Annotated in this window: 14 protein-coding genes; 5 read left to right on the top strand and 9 right to left on the bottom strand. The window is 64.1% G+C overall.

Going from position 1 to position 16,047, the window contains the following annotated elements:
• Positions 1–86: 86 nt before the first annotated feature.
• Positions 87–1,718 (bottom strand): medium-chain fatty-acid--CoA ligase, encoded by a 1,632-nt coding sequence (gene fadK, locus ELEN_RS09280; protein WP_015760811.1) that lies wholly within the window; start codon positions 1,716–1,718, stop codon positions 87–89.
• A 580-nt stretch (positions 1,719–2,298) separates the two neighbouring features.
• On the opposite strand from fadK, the gene ELEN_RS09275 reads away from it, so the two are divergent.
• Positions 2,299–3,177: an enoyl-CoA hydratase/isomerase family protein gene (locus tag ELEN_RS09275; RefSeq protein WP_009304335.1), complete on the top strand. Its 879-nt coding sequence runs from the start codon at positions 2,299–2,301 to the stop codon at positions 3,175–3,177.
• Positions 3,178–3,268: 91 nt separating this feature from the next.
• Complete coding sequence (locus ELEN_RS09270) at positions 3,269–3,883, top strand: flavodoxin family protein (RefSeq protein ID WP_009304336.1); 615 nt, start codon at positions 3,269–3,271, stop codon at positions 3,881–3,883.
• A 90-nt stretch (positions 3,884–3,973) separates the two neighbouring features.
• On the opposite strand, the gene ELEN_RS09265 is transcribed toward ELEN_RS09270, so the two are convergent.
• Positions 3,974–5,284, bottom strand: coding sequence for a CaiB/BaiF CoA transferase family protein (locus ELEN_RS09265; RefSeq protein WP_009304337.1), 1,311 nt, complete (start codon positions 5,282–5,284; stop codon positions 3,974–3,976).
• 348 nt (positions 5,285–5,632) lie between these two features.
• On the opposite strand from ELEN_RS09265, the gene ELEN_RS09260 reads away from it, so the two are divergent.
• The 3 genes from ELEN_RS09260 to ELEN_RS09250 all read left to right on the top strand — a co-directional run bounded on the left by ELEN_RS09260 (position 5,633) and on the right by ELEN_RS09250 (position 9,430).
• Positions 5,633–6,781 (top strand): acyl-CoA dehydrogenase family protein, encoded by a 1,149-nt coding sequence (locus tag ELEN_RS09260; protein ID WP_009304338.1) that lies wholly within the window; start codon positions 5,633–5,635, stop codon positions 6,779–6,781.
• A 328-nt stretch (positions 6,782–7,109) separates the two neighbouring features.
• The gene (locus ELEN_RS09255; RefSeq protein ID WP_015760810.1) at positions 7,110–8,375 is read left to right on the top strand and encodes an MFS transporter; all 1,266 of its coding nucleotides are present in this window, start codon (positions 7,110–7,112) and stop codon (positions 8,373–8,375) included.
• Between the two features lie 107 nt (positions 8,376–8,482).
• Positions 8,483–9,430, top strand: a complete 948-nt coding sequence (locus ELEN_RS09250; protein ID WP_009304340.1) for a LysR family transcriptional regulator — start codon at positions 8,483–8,485, stop codon at positions 9,428–9,430.
• On the opposite strand, the gene ELEN_RS09245 is transcribed toward ELEN_RS09250, so the two are convergent.
• From ELEN_RS09245 to ELEN_RS09215, 7 genes are all read right to left on the bottom strand, one after another.
• Positions 9,420–10,007 carry a hypothetical protein gene (locus tag ELEN_RS09245; RefSeq protein ID WP_009304341.1) on the bottom strand — a complete coding sequence of 196 codons (588 nt, stop codon included), beginning with the start codon at positions 10,005–10,007 and terminating at the stop codon, positions 9,420–9,422. The genes ELEN_RS09250 and ELEN_RS09245 overlap by 11 nt on opposite strands.
• Positions 10,008–10,031: 24 nt before the next feature.
• A complete protein-coding gene (locus tag ELEN_RS09240) occupies positions 10,032–10,958 on the bottom strand; it encodes a LysR family transcriptional regulator (RefSeq protein ID WP_009304342.1) in 927 nt (308 codons plus the stop codon).
• Between the two features lie 151 nt (positions 10,959–11,109).
• A complete protein-coding gene (locus ELEN_RS09235) occupies positions 11,110–11,406 on the bottom strand; it encodes a ferredoxin family protein (RefSeq protein ID WP_009304343.1) in 297 nt (98 codons plus the stop codon).
• Positions 11,403–12,698, bottom strand: a complete 1,296-nt coding sequence (locus ELEN_RS09230) for an FAD-dependent oxidoreductase (RefSeq protein ID WP_009304344.1) — start codon at positions 12,696–12,698, stop codon at positions 11,403–11,405. Before ELEN_RS09230 ends, ELEN_RS09235 begins: the two co-directional genes overlap by 4 nt.
• Positions 12,699–12,727: 29 nt before the next feature.
• Complete coding sequence (locus ELEN_RS09225) at positions 12,728–13,618, bottom strand: electron transfer flavoprotein subunit alpha/FixB family protein (RefSeq protein WP_009304345.1); 891 nt, start codon at positions 13,616–13,618, stop codon at positions 12,728–12,730.
• A 27-nt stretch (positions 13,619–13,645) separates the two neighbouring features.
• On the bottom strand, positions 13,646–14,416 hold the full coding sequence (locus tag ELEN_RS09220; RefSeq protein WP_009304346.1) for an adenine nucleotide alpha hydrolase family protein: 771 nt from the start codon (positions 14,414–14,416) through the stop codon (positions 13,646–13,648).
• A gap of 49 nt (positions 14,417–14,465) precedes the next feature.
• Complete coding sequence (locus tag ELEN_RS09215; protein WP_009304347.1) at positions 14,466–15,620, bottom strand: acyl-CoA dehydrogenase family protein; 1,155 nt, start codon at positions 15,618–15,620, stop codon at positions 14,466–14,468.
• Positions 15,621–16,047 lie beyond the last annotated feature (427 nt).

Raw genomic sequence — 16,047 nt, 5'->3', positions numbered from 1 at the left:
TGACACCCTGTCGATGCCTCTGCATGCGAGAAGGCCGGGGCGCTTGCCCCGGCCTTCTTCGGATCGTCTGCGGTTTCTCTGTTTCCCTACTCGTTCTCCATGCGCTTCGCCAGCTCCTTGGCCAGCTCGAAGCGCTTCACCTTGCCGGTGGCCGTCTTCGGGATCTCGTCGATGTACTCCATGCGCTCGGGCCACAGGCGCTTGGCCACGTGCTTCTCGGCCAGGTAGGCCGTCACGTCCTCCACGGTGGGGCGACGCTCGTCGACGGGCACCGCGAAGGTGCAGATGCGCTCGCCCAGGCGCTCGTCGGGCATGCCGATGGTGGCCGTCTCGCCCACGCCGGGGCACCCCATCAGATCGTCGTCGATCTCGCGCGCGCAGATGTTCTCGCCGCCGCGGATGATGATCTCCTTCTTGCGCCCGTTGATGCGGATGCGCCCCTCTTCGTCCATGTAGCCGAGGTCGCCGCTGTAGAACCAGCCGTCGTCGTCGAGCGCGCGATCGGTGCGCTCCTTGGCGTTGAGGTAGCCCACGAACTGGTGCGGCCCGCGCGAGATCTCCTCGCCCTGCTCGCCGCGCGGCACGTCGTTGCGGTCGCCGTCCACGATGCGCACCTCGATGCCGGGGAAGGGGATGCCCGACCAGGCTCCGTTCCATTCGAGGCATTTCGCGGGGGGCACGAAGATGTGGGGGCAGCTTTCCGTCGACCCGTATATCTCGGCGAGCATGACCCCGTGGCCGTGCGCGCACTGCACGAGGTTGCCGGGCACCGGTGCGCCGCCGCAGAGGAACAGCTGCAGTGTTTCGAACCGCGGGCCGTCCTCGAACTCGATGCACTTGAGCATGTCGTAGATGAACGGCGTCGCACCCATCGACCAGGTGCAGCCCTCGCGGTTCATCTGCTCGATGGCTTGCGCGGGACGGAAGTCCTGCTGCAGCACCGTGCGCCCGCCCAGGATCATGGGGGAGATGAGGCCGTGGAAGAACCCGGTGGCGTGGTTGAGCGGGGATGCCATGAACATGACGTCGTCCGCCGTTCGCTCGGTACCCTTTACGAACGACCGCTCGGAGAAGATGAGGTTGTTATGCGTGAACAGCACCGCTTTGGGCTTGCCCGTGGTGCCGGACGTGGACAGGATGCAGGCTACGTCGTCAGACGTGATGGGGGGGGGGTATTCAATTGGCTCATAGCGCGCGCATATCTCCGCGACCGTGGGCAGCTCGGAGTGCTTCGGCGCCGCCTTGTCCACGAGCGCCACAGGTCCCAGCGTCGGTATCTGGTCGACGATGCTCAAAATCTGGCTCTCGAAGTCGACCTTCGCCACTTTGGTGGGGCAGATGAACGCCCTCGAGCCCACGAGGTTCATGCCGTAGACGAGGTCGGCGTCGTTGAAGTTGCGCGGAAGAGGGTGCATGACCGCGCCGGCCTTGAGGGCTGCCACATAGACGATGCAGAACTCCGCCCACGTAGGCATTTGGAACGTGACCACGTCCCCGGGGGCCACCCCTTGCTCGACGAGCCATGCTGCCAGGCGCGCCGCCTTGTCGTCTATCTCGCCGTACGTGTAGGACGATCCCTGGTCGTCGCTGACGTACGTGCGCTCCGGATGGGAGGCGACGCGGTCGGCCCATACGTCGCCGAGGGTCTTCTCGGTCCAGTATCCTTTCTCGTAGTAGAATTGCTTTCTCTCCGCATTGATTTTGAGATCGGTAATCATCGCCCCTGAGTCCTCTCTTGATGACAGCTCGCTTCTCTCACCCGACGTCCCCCGCCGGATGTTCCGCATGAACTCGATCTGCTGCCCGCTTCGACGGGCCCCCTCGTGTCCGGCTCAGCGCGTTGACGCGATGCGCCGGGCGACATGCTCTATGCTCGCACGTCGTGGTTCGTGCCATTTATTGTAAACCCGAAGATGATGGTCGATGATCGGTATTTGTGGGTATACCGATAGGAACTTCCTATGCGTCGATAGCCAAAGTCTATCGATAGAAAAAAAGCCTGATCATAGAATATATTTCATTATGGACAGCGCAGGACTGGATGAGGTTATCTTTTTGATCGGAACATGAGTCTCAAAGGTTCTCGTTCCCGTTTTCTGCAATTAATAGGACAAAATTAAGGATATGTTGGCTGAGCATTTCATATCTTAGACAGTATCAGTCTATTGTCCGTAGATTAATCGCGTTGTTGGGGCGATCATAAAGAAGGGTCGTGAACACGGCCTCGCCGAGCGCTCGTCCCCGACGCGGCGCCTAAGAAGCGAATGATATGAAACCACAGGGAAAGGGGTAGTGCCAATGAGCGTGTATCAAGAGGATTACCATCTGCCGGAGTTCGAGTACGACTATGAGAAGCTCATCATCGACCGTCGCGGCCCGGTGTACGTGTGCAGCTTCAACGATGCCGCGAACCTCAACGCCATGTCGTACGCCCAGATGGCCGAGTTCAACGACTTCCTCATCAAGGTGCGCATGGACAAGGATTGCCGCGTCATCGTGCTGACGGGCGAGGGCAAGTCCTTCTGCGCCGGCTTCAACCTGAACGACCTGGCGCTCGATCCGCCCGAGGACATGGGCCGCATCCAGCGCGACTTCTACATCATGCAGCGCATGTGCTCCGACCAGATCATCAACATGCGCCGTTGCGAGCAGCCCATCATCGGCGCCCTCAAGGGCTACGCCGTGGGCGGCGGCCTGTCCATCTCCTGCGCGTGCGACATGCGCGTGCTGGGCGAGTCGTTCAAGATGAACGCCGGCTACCTGTCCATCGGCTACACCGGCACCGACATGGGCGGCGCGTTCTTCCTGCCGAAGATCGTCGGCTACGCCCGCGCCTGCGAGATCCTCATGAACCCCAACCGCTTCGGTGCCGAGAAGCTGCTGGAGTGGGGCTTCGCCAACAAGGTTGTCGCCGACGACGACGTGGTCGAAGAGGCCGTGGCATTCGCTCAGCAGATGTGCGACGCCACCGCCCCGTTCGGTCTGCGCCTCACGAAGGAGTGCCTGCAGGCCTCCCTCGACGGCACCAGCTTCGAGAACGTCGTCAAGATGGAGAACCGCAACCAGGTTCTGGCCTCCAACACGAACGACGGTCAGATGGGCGTCGGCAAGATGAACCCGAAGAACAAGCAGGACGTGAAGGACAACCCGGAGAAGTACCAGTTCCACAACCTGTAAGGCGCACGGCGCGCGCACGCGCCCGCGTTTTGGCGCTCCCGGACCGCTCTGCGGGTCGGGGGCGCTTCGCATTTAGAGAGAGGACGAGAACATGCGCATTCTGGCCATCAACGGAAGCCACCGGCCGGGCAAGGGGACGGCCGCCCTGCTGCAAGCGGCGCTCGACGCGGCGCAGGGAGCGGGGGCCGAGACCGAGCTCGTGGAGCTCGCCCGGCTGGACATCGGCTACTGCATCGGGTGCAACGCCTGCTTGGCGAAGCCGGCCTGCACGCTGTCGGACGACATGGACGGCCTCGTGGCGAAGATGAAGGCGGCCGACGGCATTATCGTGGGCTCGCCGGACTACTTTGCGAACGTGTCGGCACGCACCAAGACGTTCATCGACCGCACGCGCCCGCTGCATATGGTCGCCAACGCGCTCAAGGGCAAGGCGGGCGGGGCAGTGACCACGTCGGGGCTCGTCGACTGCGGTGCCGAGGAGACGCTCGGCGTGCTGGACCGCTTCTTCGCCACTCATGAGATGCTGGTCGTTCATCCGCGTCCGAAGGGGCCCGTGAAGGCAAACGGCACGGCTGCGTCCCAGTTCGCCGGTTTGGACGAGGAGGGCCGCATCCGCTGGCGCCGCGTCCAGGACGACGCGACGGCGTTCGCCTACGCCCGCCAGCTGGGCGAGGACATGGTCGAGCTGCTGAAGCGCCTGGGGTAGCCGCAGGCGCTTCAGCCAAAGCGGGCGACGGGGCCCGGCGCAAAAAAAGAACCGCAGCAATCCGCTGCGGTTCTTTTGGCGGTCGGAGGTCTACCAGTTGCAGGGAGCCTCGCCGGCGAGCTGGCGCTCGGACTTGAAGATGACGTCCGGCACTTCCTCGCCGTGATAGCACTTGACGGCACCGGCGGCTTCCATCTCGGCGATCTGCTCATCGGTGTAGCCGTACTTGTGCAGGTACTCGGCGGTGTGGTAGCCGATGGGCTTGGACAGCACCACCGGGGGATCGCCGAAGTTCGCGTAGCGGATCGGGGTGGTGGGCAGCGCGCGCTCGCCGAAGGCCTGGTAGTTCACCTTGCGGATAGCGTCGTTGACGTACGCCTCCTCGTCCTTGACGATGTCGGTGTAACGGAAGACCTTCTGGCTGGGCACCTGCCATTCGGCCAGGATGGGCAGCCACTCGTCGAGCGTTTTCTGGACGAATCCGCCTTCGAGGATCTCGATGAGCTCCGGCTGCAGGTGCTTTTCCTTGAGGTTCTCAACCGTGGCGTAGCGCGGATCGTCGACCAGGTCGTCGCGGCCGATGATCTTCATCATGTCGTTGTAATAGCGGTTATGCTGCGGCTGGCAGATGTAGATCCACTTGTCGTCCGCGGTTTTGTACGTGTTGTTGAACGGGTTCGGCACGTCCTTGCGCGTCTTCGGGTAGTCGGCGCCGAACTGCTGCGCGCACACGGCGATGCTGCCGCCCCAGATGGCGGAGTGGTACAGGTTGACGACGACTTTGTCGCCCCTGCCCGTGCGCAGCTTGTTCACCAGCGCCCCCAAGATGCCGGCGGCCATCATGGTCGCGGTGTTGTAATCGCCGAACGCTTGGGGAGGAATGGCCGGCGACGTGCCCTTCTCGCAGAAGGTACCCGCGACGCCGCCGCGGGCAGCCCAGCACACAGCGTCGTAGCCGGGGGAGTGTGCGAACTCGCCGAACTCGCCGTAGCCGCGCATCTGAGCCCAGATAAGACCGGGGAACTCGGCGGACAGCGTGGGGTAGTCGAGGCCCAGCTTCTCCAGGGCGGCCGTGCGCATGTTGTTCATGAAGATGTCTGCTTCGCCGATCATCTTCTTCGCGATGGCCAGACCTTCCTCGGATTTCAAGTTGAGGGAGATCCAGTTCTTGTTGGTGTTGTTGAGGTCGATGGTCGGATCCTCGGTGTCGGTCAGATCGCAGCCGAAGCCCGGACCTTGCGTGCGCTGGATATCGCCGTCGAACGATTCGATCTTCAGAACTTCGGCGCCCATTTCGGACAATACTCTGACGGTTGCGGGAGCTGCGACGTACGTGCACATCTCGACCACTTTGATGCCCGCAAGCGGGCCGTAGCCATTGAGTTTCTCAGTGACGGTCATACGACGGTTCTCCTTTCCTTTATGGTGGGTGGTTTTCTCCTGTCGTTATACTCACATACTCTAATATTTGTTGCCATGGACAATTATTTATACTTGATGGTCGCTCACTATTTTTGTCATGCCCAGAGGGTTTCACTCACAGGTTCACCGATTTGTTGGCCATATGCCGGGCAGTGTGGGTGCAAATCGACGGTTCCGTCCATGCTTTTGGTTAATTCGGCCGATTTGGGGGTGATGCGGTAGGGCTGTCTCAGTATACTGGTAACAAGTAATCCCTGATTGCAGCGCTGCAGGGTCTGCGGGAACGCACGCGGGCGCTGGGGCGTTTCGGAGGAAAGAAGGCACCACGTGGATTTCGAATTGACTGACAAGCAGCGCAAGCTCGTGCAAGCGTTCCGCGCCTTCGGCGAGGAGACGTTCACCCCCGAGCACGTGCACCAATGGCGTCGCGACCAGGGTCTTCCCGACGAGGTGGCGAAGGGGTTCGTGGATCTGTACTTCGGGCTCGAAGAGCTGGAGGACGGTGACGGCACGTTCAGCCTGTGCTCGCAGGCGCTCATCATCGAGGAGCTGTCGAGGTGCGCCGGCGCCACGCTGCCGTTTCAGAACGACCTGTTCAACCTCTCCATCGTGCGGCAGTTCGCCGACGAAGGCGAGTTCGCCGACGTGCTGAAGGACTACCGCGAGACGGGCCGGCTGCTGTTCGCGCTGGCCATCTCGGAGCCGGAGGCGGGCTCGGACGCCATGAACATGCAGACGTACACGCGCACGGTGGACGAGCACCTCATCCTGAACGGGCGCAAGACCTACGTGAACAACGGCGAGTACGCCCCTTATATCATGGTGGCGGCCATCGACCGCGACTGCGAGGCGCCGGGGAAGTACCCGCCCATGACGTTCTGGCTGCTGCCGCGCGACCTCAAGGGTGTGAGCGCGTACCCCATCAACAAGATCGGCCAGTCGATGCTGCCGTTCGCCACGCTCGTGTTCGACAACGTGGAGCTGTCGCCGGCCTATCGCCTGAACGGACGTCAGGAAGGCTTCCGCCAGCTGTTCCGCCTGCTGGAATTCGGCCGCGTGTTCACCTGCGCGTCGTCGCTGGGCATGGCGCGCGCAGCCATGGAGGACGCCGTGGCGCACGCGCGCAGCCGCAAGGCGTTCGGCGTGCAGATCGGCCGCTTCCAGCAGATCGAGCAGATGCTCACCGACATGGAAGTGAGCATCTACAATATGAGCTCCATGCTGTACCGGGCTGCGTTGGCGGTGGACAACGGCGGCCCCGACGAGCGCCTGTCGGTGGCGCTCATGAAGCGCTACGTGCCCGACGCCGCCACCGAGGTGGCATCGAGCGCCATGCAGATACTCGGCGGCATGGGATACACGGAGGGCGCGCGGGTGAGCCAGCTGTGGCAGGATTGCCGCGGCAACCAGATCGCGGAGGGCACCGACCAGATCATGGTGTACATCGCCTCGCCGCTCATCATGGAGAAGTACTGACGCCGCCTCGCCGAACGCGCAAGCGAGGTTTGCAGGGATGCCTGCCGCATACGTCGGCAGGCATCCCTCTTTTTTCGTGGTTTGGGTGACAGGCCTGCCAGATAGTCCTGCGCATCTGCTCAAAACTATTACTCAATTGTCCGATATTATCCATTGCGTCACCTGTTTACGGGTCAGTTCCGGTTTTATGACCATTCTCGCATGCCAAGCAGCGCGGAATAATGACTGCTAGAGAGCCTGCTCTAAGCAGACCGTGTCAGGGGTGCCGTTCCCTTTCGTGCGCGCTCAATTCCACGAAGGGGGACGACGGAAAAATTAGGAGGACAAATTGAGTACCGTAGCTAAGAAAGAGAAGATGAGCGTGCGCCATATGCTCGTCGTTCTCACGGGCATCATGATCACCTTCGGGTGCTCGGCCCTGTGCTTTTCCACGTGGGGCCTGTTCCAGCCGGTCGTCGCCGAGGGCCTGGGCGTCGAGACCACGGCGTTCGCCATGTACGTCACGGTGATGTACCTGACGATGACCGTCGCCTCGCCGTTCATGGGCAAGCTGCTGCAGACCGTGGACATCCGCATCATCCTGTCCGTTTCGGCCTGCTTGGTGGGCGGCGCGTTCCTGCTCATGAGCGTTTCGAACGAGATCTGGATGTTCTACCTGGCCGCCGTGCTGCTGGGCCTGGGCGAGATCTCCATCCTGTGGCTGGCCATCCCCACGCTGATCAACCGCTGGTTCGCCGACAAGGCGGGCACGTTCATCGGTCTGTGCATGGCGTTCACCGGCATCGGCGGCGCCGTGTGGTCCGCCGTGTTCACGGGCCTGCGCGCCGGCGGCATGGATTTCCACACCATCTACCTGATCTGGGCCGTCATCGCCTTGGTCACCTCGCTGCCGTTCACGCTGTTCTGCGTGCGCAGCAAGCCCGAGGACTGTGGTCTGGCCCCGTACGGCGCCTCCGTGGTTGCCGGCCAGGCTCCGGCCAAGCCCACCGGCCTGTCCGCTGCGGCCGCCATGAAGACCCCGGCGTTCTACTCCGTGTGCGTGTTCGCGGGCCTCATCAACATCGCCGTCCTCATCGCCATGCAGTTCCCCACCTACACGAAGTCCCTCACCGACGTCGCGTTCGACGTGCTGGTGGTCGGCGGCGTCATGACCACGGTCATGATGGTGGGCCAGGCGCTGTTCAAGCTCATCCTGGGCGTGGTCGCCGACCGCAACGCCAAGGGCGCTTTGGTGTTCGCGTTCGTCTGCGGCGTCGCCGGCGTGCTGCTCTGCTGGTTCGGCATTGCTTCCGAGTACATCCTGTACAGCGGCGCATTCATCTTCGGCGCGTTCTACGCCACGGCCGTCGTGCTGGTGCCGGTCATCGTGCGCCAGTCGTTCGGTTCGCGCGACTACTCCGTGATCTACTCCCGCGTGAGCACCGTGTTCAACCTGATCGCCGCTTTCGCATCGATGATCTGGGCTTGGATCGGTTCCAGCTTCGGCTTCAACGCCGTGTTCATCGTCGGCTTGGTGCTGCTGGTCCTCATCCTTCTGCTCGGCTTCTACACGTTCGCGAACGCCAAGAAGTTCAAGAGCCAGTGGACCGAATAGGCTCTATACTCTGCTAGAACAGCTCTTCGGCTTGATCGGGGGCTCGCTGCGGCGAGCCCCCGACGAGCGTCTTCTTCAACCGGTCGGGATCGCGGGGGAGCATCGCTATGAACCTGTCCCAGCTCTACTACTTCAAGAAGCTCGCCGAGCTGCAGCACTACACGCGCGCGGCGAAAGAGCTCTACATCGCCCAGCCGACGCTCTCCGACGCGATCAGCTCGCTGGAGAAGGAGCTGGGCGTCGCGCTGTTCTGCCGCGATGGGCGCAGCGTCAAGCTGACGTCGAACGGCAGCGAGTTCTACCGCTACGTGAGCGACAGCCTGCGCTCCCTCGACGACGGCATCGACGCGATGAACCGCCGAAAAACGCAGCTGGGCGGCACCGTGAGCCTGGGCGCTACGTTCACCGTGCAGGACGACTACCTGCCCACGCTGCTCAAAGCCTATCGCGAGCACGTCGGCGACGAGGTTCGCATCGAGACGTACCAGGCGTTCACGAACTACCTCACGCAGAGCCTGCACAACGAGACGCTCGACGTCGCCTTCTGCGGACGGCGCGACCGCGAGCCCGACATCGAGTACTTCCCCGTGCTGAACCGCAGTTTGGAGCTGGGCGTGCGCGCGGACCATCCGCTGGCGGGCCGCTCTTCGATCGCGCTGGAAGAGCTGTGCGGCCAGCGCCTGATCACGTACCGGCGGGGCACTCCCATCGGGGAGGCGGTGCAGCGCATCTTGGAGCAGAGCCCGCTCGAGGGCGTCGAGGCGCTCTACGACGACGACATCACCATGGCGTCCGCCCTGTCGGTGGACGGCGGCTTGGCCGCGCTCATGCTGAACTCCATCGGCCTCAAGGTGTTCTCGAACATAACGACGGTGCCGCTCGAGGGCGTGCGCCCCGACTTCTACTGGGTGTACCTGGCCGTCAACGCGAAGCACGCCAAGACCGCGGCCGTGCAGTCGTTCATCGACTTCGTGAAGGGATTCGACGCCGAAGGCGCTGGGATCGACCTGGGTTTCCGGCCTGATCGGGCGGAGGGGGTGTCGCTTAGCGCGTGACGGCCTCGCGGTGCACGCTCTGCGCGACGAGCCCGATCTTTTCGACGTAGGCGTACAGCTCGAAGCCGCGCTTGCAGCGGAACGTGCAGCCGACGCAGGGATCCTCGTCGCAGTAGGCGTAAGCGTCCTCGTCGCCCAGCGCGAACACGATAGGCGCCCGCTTGCCTGGCAGCACGTACTTCAGCTGCATTCCCGTGAACGCCTTGAGCGCGAACCAGCGCGGTTCGCAGCCGGCTTCGCGCACCTTCCAGAACACCCTGAGCGCGTTCGCGTCGAAGCCTCCCACCACGTCGTAGGAAAGTTCGATCGAATCGGCGCAGTCCGCAGCGCTGGCCGCCGGGAGGCGCTCGAGGAAACCGCCGCAAGCGGCAGGATCGGGCGCCGGTGCGTAGGGCAGCTCGATGGTGGGCCGCCTCCCGCCGCCCGAGAGCCGCGGGCCCTCGCCGCCGTCGATGCCGATGAACGCCGCCGAGCATCCGTCGCAGCCGTAGAAGGGCAGCGGCTCGTCTGACACGCCGGGCTTCCAGGTGGCGCGCGTGCGCGTGGGGCTTAAGGCGGCGGGGTCTGCGGCTGCCATGGCAATCCTCCAAAGGGGTCGGGATCAGTCGATGTAGCAGGCGTTCGGATCGGGCTTGAGCGCCTTCGTCTCGATGACGTGCTGGATGAAGTGGTCGACGCGGTACGGGTGGTAGTTCTTCGTGCTGTAGGCCATGTACACGCGGTGGTGGCAGCTGCGCCGATCGAGGGCGCTCGGGTAGAAGGGCCTCACCACCACGTCGTCCACGCTGCGCAGCAGGAAGGTGTCCAGCATGACGGCCGCCTCCACGCCGTTGGCCGCGAATCCGGCCAGGATGGACTCGTCGAGGTAGCTGTACTCCACGTTCTTGATGCCGCACTCGTCGAGCATACGCCTGACGGCGCGTCCCAGCGGGATGGTGTCGACGTACGTGATGAGGTGCTGCTCCAGCAGGTCGGTCGGGGTGACGAACTCTTTCTCCACCAGCGGGCAATCGGAGCTCATGGCCACGACCACCTTCTGCGTGAGCACGGGCACGTAGGCGAGGTCGGGATCCTCGTTGCCCTTGGCGCAGAACACCACGTCGTAGCAGCCGCTCAGCAGATCCTTCACGAGGGGTATCGAGGTGTCCTCGCGCACGTTGAACGCGACGCCTCCGGCAGCGGCCTTGTAGCCGTTGAGCAGCTTGGGGATGAAGTCGGTCTGCACGGTGATGATGCAGCCGAGGTCGATCTTGCCGCCGTCGCCCGTGCCGGCGTAGTTCTTCATGATGGCGATGCCCTTGTCTATCTGCTCGAGGCCCTTGTTCACGTAGGCGAGGAACTCGGCGCCGTACTTCGTGAGATGGATGTTGCGTCCCGTCTTCTGGAACAGCGACACGCCCAGCTCCTGTTCGAGCGAGCTGATGGCGTTCGACAGGGAAGGCTGCGTGATGTAGAGCTCTTTCGCTGCCTTGGCGTAATGCTGCAGCTCTGCGAGCTTGCGGAAGTAGTACAGCTGCGAAAGGTTCATCGGTAGCCCCCTGGGATCGTGCGCCGCGTCGAACACCGCTTCTATTATACGGGGGAATGAAGCGCGCGCCGTTACACAAAAAGGAGGATGTGAGGGTATTGCCCCGCCATGCCGCCCCGCGTGCTGGCCGGCATGGCGACAGGGGGCGTCTTCACCCGTACCGATATTCCACGCCCATGGTGGGCTGGGGGTACTCCCATCGCTCGACGATGGTTCTGCTGCACAGGATGCGGCAGGTGCCGCACTCGAGGCAGCCGGCATAGTCGAACGACAGGCCGCCGTCCTCGTCGATCTTGTACAGCGCGGCGGGGCAGGCCAGCACGAGCTTGCGGAACTCCGCGCGGTCCGCATCGTCCGAAAGCGCGATGTGCGCGTGCCCCTCGTCCACGTTGTACTTGTTGAGCGCCAGCTTGGCGTCCACGTTCACGCTGATGACCGGATCGTTCATAAGGCCTTCATCCCCTTCCTGCCGTCCTGCGCCACCCGCCACAGCCCCACGCGCTTGAGCGGGCCCAGAAGTTTGTCTTTGATGCGCGCCTGAGGATGCCCGTCCACCTTGAACAGGTTGAGCATGATGTCGCGGGCCATGGCCGGGTACTCGTTGAAGATGCGCGTCGTCTCTTCCATATAGCGCGGGAAGCGGCGGAAGCGCTTGAGGTCCTGCAGGACGTAGCAGCCGTCGAGCAGCTGCTCGTAGGCGGCCAGCTGCGCGGCCGACACGTCGTCGGCCTCGAGCGCGCGCATGACGGCGTCGGCCGCGAGGTCGCCCGAGCTGACGGCGAAGTCCATGCCGCGCACCGAGTACCCCAGGTTCATGCACAGCATGGCCGCGTCGCCGCACACCAGCACGCCGTCGCCGTACAGGCGCGGAACCATGGCGAGGCCGCCTTCGGGCACGAGGTGCCCGGAGTACTCCACCAGCTCGCCGCCCTTGACCAGCGGGGCGATGTCGGCGCGCTGCTTGAAGTCCTCCAGCATCTGGTAGATGGGCACGTCGCCCGCGGCCAGATCCGACAGCGTTGCCACGAGGCCGAGCGAGATCGAGTCGTCGTTCGTGTACAGGAACCCGCCTCCCACGCGCCCTTTCGTGCAGTCGCCGGCGAACATCCATGCTGCGCCTTCGCCCGGCGCGCACAGGAACCGGTCTTCGATGACCGACGGCGGAAGCGCGATGGTCTCCTTCGCGCCCACGGCCATCTGGCAGGGAAGGGGGACGTCGTCGGCGAGTCCCGCCTTCTGGGCGAGCAGGGAGTTCGCTCCGTCTGCCAAGACGGTGATGCGCGCTTCCACCTCGTCGCCGCCTGCGACGACGCCGCATACCCGCCCGTCGCGCACGATGAGGTCCTCCACGGCGATGCCGTAGATGAAGTCGGCTCCCGCCTCCTCGGCCCGCTCGGCCAGCCACTGGTCGAAGGGTCCGCGCAGCACCGCGTAGGAGTCCTTGCCCGACTCGCGCAGCTCGTCGGCCGTGAAGTCCATGGTGAACAGGGCATCGGGGGCGGCCATCGATATCTTCTCGTGCGTGATGCGCCGTTGCAGGGGAGCGCTTCCCTCGAAGTCGGGGAACACGCGGGCGAGCGCATGCGTGTAGATGCGCCCGCCGGTCATGTTCTTGGCGCCGGCGTAGTTGCCGCGTTCCACTACGAGAACGGAACGGCCCGCGGAGGCCAGCCGGTAGGCTGCGACCGCGCCGGCGCACCCGGCGCCGACGACGATCGCGTCGAACTGATCATCGGACATGGAATCAGCCTTTCAGTCGGTCGGGTCGCTTAGGAGAGCTTCTCGACGAGGGCCGGCAGCGCTTCGTGCAGATCGGCCACGAGGCCGTAGTCTGCCTGGGCGAACACCGGCGCGTTTTGATCCTTGTTCACGGCTACGACGACATCGGCGTTGTGCACGCCTATCATATGCTGCATCTGGCCCGAGATGCCGACGGCGAAGTACACCTTCGGCGACACCATGCGGCCCGAAACGCCCAGGTAGGTGTTCTTGGGCAGCCACTTCTCGTTCTCCGCGAGCGGGCGCGAGCAGGCCAGCTCGCCGTGGACGGCCGAGGCCAGGCTGCGCGCCAGCTCCAAGTCCTCCTCGTGGGCGAAACCGCGGCCGGCCCCCACGATGACGGACGCGCGGCTCAGGTCGGTGCCCGCGTGCGGAACTTCATGCGTGCCGCGTAGCTTGAGGGGTTTTTGCGGGGCGACGAACGCGCGCTCTTCCACGACGTCGGTGCCCGAGGCCTCGATGCCGTCGAAGGCGGTGCCGCTGCAGGAGTAGAAGGCCACGGGCCCGACGGCGCGCTGCCTCTTCGTCGCGAGGCCGCCGAAGTAGAGGCTCTCGGCCTCGGCTCCGTCGAGCGCGGTGACGTCGCACATCACACTCGCGTCCGCATGCGCGGCCAGGCGGCCGCCCACGATCTTGAGGCGCGGGGTGGGCTCGAACAGCACCGTGTTCGGAGCGACCTCGTCGTACAGGGCGGCCACGGCGTCGTAGGCGTTCTCCACCAGCTCGCCTTGCGGCAGCTCCACGGCGTAGGCCTTGTCGGCCACGCCCGTGCGGGGCGCGCTGCCGATGGAGACGAGCAGGACCTCATCGGCGAGCGTGCGCGCCCCGGCGCACAGCTCCTTCTGGGCGTCGGCGGTTTCAGCTATGACGAATGCTTTCATGATGCATGCCTCTCTTTCGTACTGCGGCTACGCGCGGACGGCTGCGGCAACCGCCGACGCGAACGCGTCGAAGTCGCCGTCGTTTTTCATGTCGAACACCTGGCGCTTGCGCGCGGCCTGCTCGGGGGCCGTGACGCTGGCGATCTCCACCGCAGCGCTCACGTCCACGCCGGCGTCGGCGGCCGAGGTCACCGTCGCCGGCTTCTTGCCCGCCGTGAGGATCTCGCGCATGCCGGCGATGCGCGGGTAGGCGCATTCGGGCGTGACGGCCACCACGGCGGGCAGCGGCACCTCGATCTCCTCCACGACGTCGGGAAGCGTGCGCTCCACCACTGCGACGCCGTCTTCCAGCTTGATGGAGGTGACGGCGTTGACCACCGGCATGCCCAGCTCGGCGGCCAGCTGCACGTCCACCTGGCCGGCGTACATGTCGGCCGAGCCGTCGCCGCACACCACGAGATCGACCTCGCCGATGCCCCGGACGAGCGTCGCCAGGGCGCGCGCCGTCACGCGGGCGTCGGCGAAGGCGAACGCGTCGTCGGCGATCATGCACAGCTCGGCGGGGCCGCGCGACAGGATGCTCTTCTTCACCTTGAGGTCGTCGGCCTTCGCGTTGCTGGCGCTGACGGCGTACAGGGTGGCGCCGGCATCCTCGGCCAGCAGGGCGGCCGCCTCGATGGCGTTGAGGTCGTACTCGCTCACCACCTGGTGGGCCTTGGAGTAGTCGAGGGTGCGGTCGGCCGCGACGGCGATGTCCTGGTCGTCGGGCACCACTTTCACTGCTACGGCAATGTTCATGCGGATTCCTTTCGTTCGATGGGTGCTTGCTTCGTGTCTGCGCGGCGCGTCACTTCGCGTAGCGCTTGAGGATCTGTCGTCCGGCGATGTAGCTCATGATCTCCACGGTGCCGCCGGCCAGCTGGTTGCCGCGCAGGTCGGTCCAGATGCGGCCGACGCGGGAGGCCGTGGTGTAGCCCAGCGCCGCGAATATCTCCAGCGCCATGTCGGCCACTTTCGTGCAGCCCACCGTGGCGTAGCGCTTGAGCAGGGCCGCCTCGGTGCGCACCGATTCTCCCTGATCCAGCTGCCACAGCGTCTTGTACAGCATGTTGCGCGAGTTCTCCAGGATGGTTTCCATCTCGGCAAGCATGTCCTGGATCATGGGGTTCCACCCGATGGGCTTGCCGAAGGCGTAGCGCTCGTTGGCGTAGGCCGCCGCGTCGTCCATGCAGGCCTGCGCAAGGCCCAGGGACTGGGCCGCCACGAGGCAGCGCTCGATCTCGAAGTTCTTCATGAGCAGCAGAAAGCCCTCGCCCTCCTTGCCCAGGCGCATGTCCTCGGTGAGCCTGACCTCGTCGAAGAACACGTCGACGAACGGGATGATCTGCTGGCCGATCTTGTCGAGCGGGGCGGTGGACAGGCCGGGCGCGTCGGTGGGGATGAGCCACAGCGACATGCTCTCGTTGGCGTGCGCCGGGTGCTCGTCCTTGGACACCACCAGCATGTAGGGCGTGTTGCCGCCGTTCGTGACCCAGGTCTTCTGGCCGTTCATGATGTAGGTGCCGTCGTCTTGGCGCTTCGTGTAGGTGCTCATGGCCTTGTTGTCGGAGCCCGCGCCCGGCTCGGAAAGCGCGAGCGATGCGATGGGCTTGCCCGACTTGTTGTACTGGTCGACGACCAGCGACACCTGCTCGGGCGTGCCGAACTCGGCGACGTCGGCCGTGGCCAGCATGGCGGTCATGAACGGCGTCATGCAGCCGGTGCGGTGGTACAGCGTTTCGGTCATGAGGCCCAGCGTGAGCTTGTCGCACGGGATGCCGCCGCATTCCTCGGGCAGGCCCATGAAGGCGAACCCGGCGTCGCGGTACGCCTCGCCGATCTCGTCGGGGATGCCGTGGTTCTCGTACATGGCGTTCACGGTGTCCTCGTCGAAGTACCTCTCGGCGAATTCCTGGATGCTCTCGATCAGCAGTTCCTGATCGACGGTCAGGCTGAAATCCATAGTCAACGCTCCTTCTCTGTGCAGATCGTCCGCAGCGCTCGTCCTGCGCGCACGACCCCGTCCGTCCGTGTCCCCGCGAAACGGGAGAGGGGGTGCCGCGCCCGTTTCGTTCGAGCTGTCGCTTCGTACAGTTTGCACCCATATTCGCGTTGGTGTCCAATAGGTTCTTTTCAGTGAATCGACGGCCGATTCATAGGTTCCTCCTATCGATAGCGCCATGCAACCGGACAAAGCCGTTGGTATGCTGGTGGCATAGAGGGTGTATGAACTGGTAAAATATGCAATATTGCAGCAGGATGAAGAAACAGTTGATCCAGGGGGAATCGACGGCAGAAGGGGAACCATAGCCAAAACCTATCCTTTGGCAAATGAATCATCATCGATTACCTATTGGACAAAATATTCGTTTAGGGTGCAAACTGAGGCC

The organism is Eggerthella lenta DSM 2243 (genome assembly GCF_000024265.1).
In the GTDB taxonomy this organism is placed as follows: Bacteria; Actinomycetota; Coriobacteriia; order Coriobacteriales; family Eggerthellaceae; genus Eggerthella; species Eggerthella lenta.
The sequence above is the reverse complement of the archived record's forward strand: the minus strand, read 5'-3'. Positions and strand labels throughout refer to the sequence as shown.

Coding starts and splice junctions, on each gene's coding strand:
- fadK (WP_015760811.1), bottom strand. CDS start 1,718: ATGATTACCGATCTCAAAATCAATGCGGAGAGAAAGCAATTCTACTAC.
- ELEN_RS09275 (WP_009304335.1), top strand. CDS start 2,299: ATGAGCGTGTATCAAGAGGATTACCATCTGCCGGAGTTCGAGTACGAC.
- ELEN_RS09270 (WP_009304336.1), top strand. CDS start 3,269: ATGCGCATTCTGGCCATCAACGGAAGCCACCGGCCGGGCAAGGGGACG.
- ELEN_RS09265 (WP_009304337.1), bottom strand. CDS start 5,284: ATGACCGTCACTGAGAAACTCAATGGCTACGGCCCGCTTGCGGGCATC.
- ELEN_RS09250 (WP_009304340.1), top strand. CDS start 8,483: ATGAACCTGTCCCAGCTCTACTACTTCAAGAAGCTCGCCGAGCTGCAG.
- ELEN_RS09245 (WP_009304341.1), bottom strand. CDS start 10,007: ATGGCAGCCGCAGACCCCGCCGCCTTAAGCCCCACGCGCACGCGCGCC.
- ELEN_RS09240 (WP_009304342.1), bottom strand. CDS start 10,958: ATGAACCTTTCGCAGCTGTACTACTTCCGCAAGCTCGCAGAGCTGCAG.
- ELEN_RS09235 (WP_009304343.1), bottom strand. CDS start 11,406: ATGAACGATCCGGTCATCAGCGTGAACGTGGACGCCAAGCTGGCGCTC.
- ELEN_RS09230 (WP_009304344.1), bottom strand. CDS start 12,698: ATGTCCGATGATCAGTTCGACGCGATCGTCGTCGGCGCCGGGTGCGCC.
- ELEN_RS09225 (WP_009304345.1), bottom strand. CDS start 13,618: ATGAAAGCATTCGTCATAGCTGAAACCGCCGACGCCCAGAAGGAGCTG.
- ELEN_RS09220 (WP_009304346.1), bottom strand. CDS start 14,416: ATGAACATTGCCGTAGCAGTGAAAGTGGTGCCCGACGACCAGGACATC.
- ELEN_RS09215 (WP_009304347.1), bottom strand. CDS start 15,620: ATGGATTTCAGCCTGACCGTCGATCAGGAACTGCTGATCGAGAGCATC.